This is a genomic window from Candidatus Hakubella thermalkaliphila (assembly GCF_013281975.1).
GTDB lineage: Bacteria > Actinomycetota > Humimicrobiia > Hakubellales > Hakubellaceae > Hakubella > Hakubella thermalkaliphila.
Genome location: NZ_BLRZ01000246.1, coordinates 1 through 1,429 on the forward strand (window position 1 = coordinate 1; position 1,429 = coordinate 1,429).

At 51.9% G+C, this 1,429-nt stretch carries 2 protein-coding genes; one reads left to right on the plus strand and one right to left on the minus strand.

Annotated elements, in window-relative coordinates; genetic code table 11:
* Positions 1–159 precede the first annotated feature (159 nt).
* Positions 160–996: a prohibitin family protein gene (locus HW443_RS11245; protein ID WP_176235977.1), complete on the minus strand. Its 837-nt coding sequence runs from the start codon at positions 994–996 to the stop codon at positions 160–162.
* 57 nt (positions 997–1,053) lie between these two features.
* On the opposite strand from HW443_RS11245, the gene HW443_RS11250 reads away from it, so the two are divergent.
* A partial coding sequence (locus HW443_RS11250) for a helix-turn-helix domain-containing protein (protein WP_176238227.1) occupies positions 1,054–1,429 on the plus strand: 376 nt, incomplete at its 3' end.

Sequence of the window (1,429 nt, forward strand, 5' to 3'; positions counted from 1 at the left end):
TTCCAGTCCTGCCACCCTCTGGCTTTTTCAGAACTACTAAATCTTTCACACTACCGATTTTTCGTAACCTCCTCTTTTACCTCCATTGATCTCCTCACGGCTGGCTTCGGCTAACTGTTCGACTGTTCCTACTCGACCAGGCAAGGAAGTACTTTGTGATCACTTCTCCTCCGGAACCAGAGGCTGGCCTGTCTCCTGGGCCTGCTGAGTGATGTCCAGGAAAGGAATTACTCCTGTCTCGGGGAGTATGCCCCATTTGATGTTAGGAGCCATTCTGGTCACAAACTCCAGTTGGATAATCTGGGGATTCTCCCGCAGGGCCTGTCCCTTGATCCGAAGAGCCTGGGCCTCAGCCTCGGCCTTGACAATGGTCTGTTCTTTGCGGATTTTCTCCTGCTCCAGATTATTACGCTCGATTTCAATCCGCTCTTCGGCTATCTGTTTCTCCTCCAGGGTCTCGAAATACTCGGCCGTAAAATCGATTTTACGGAGCAGAAATTCGTCCATTACTACTCCGTTGGCAGCAAAACGGGGATCCAGCTCCTGAGAAATCTGCTCCTGTACCTCAAAGACGTGGATGCCATAGAGCTGGGCTGCCGTATATCCCTTGGGTATGTTGCGGACCAGGGAGCGAGTTTCGGTCTTCACCACTTTTTCTGCCACATCATCCATGTTTCCAATGTTGTTATAGATCCACACCGCCTTGGACTTGTCGATGTAGAAGCGAAGGGTGTAGTTGATTTGGATCTGCTGGCCATCAGAGGAAGTGGTGTCCACGGTGAAATCAGTATAGTTGGCCCGGCTTTGATCTGGCTGGGCGCTGGCCTCATAGATCACCTTTCTGGTGCTGTAGATCACCACATTCTGGATGAGGGGTATACGGAAATGGAGGCCGGGCTCAAACACTACACCGGTAGTTCGGCCGAACTCCGTCAGCACCCCTACCGTACCCGCCCGGACTATCACCACTGCCGAAAGAACTATATGTAACGTCATAAATACTTGCGCATAGTTGAGCATTCTGCTATACTGGGAGCCAGGAGGTGGTTCCCAGTGAAGCGGATTAGTATTCCCGATCCGGAAACTTTTATTGCTGGTGTTGAAGACGAAATATTCCGAACCAGGGAGGGACGATATTATCATCGGCTGCACGTTGTTCTTCACGTCCTGCGCGGACAAAGCTGCTATGAAGCGGCCAAAATTTACGGCGACTCGCCAAGAAGCGTCGAGTATTGGGTACGGCGGCTGCTCACCAATGGACTGGCCGGCCTGCAAGATCGGGAACGGCCCGGACGTCCGTCCCAATTCCCAACTTCGCATCTTGAGAAGTTGCGAAATGATCTGCTTCGGTTGCCCCGAGACCTTGACTACGACCAGAACCTCTGGGATGGGGTGTTGCTTTCTCATCATCTTCAAAAGCATTACGGCA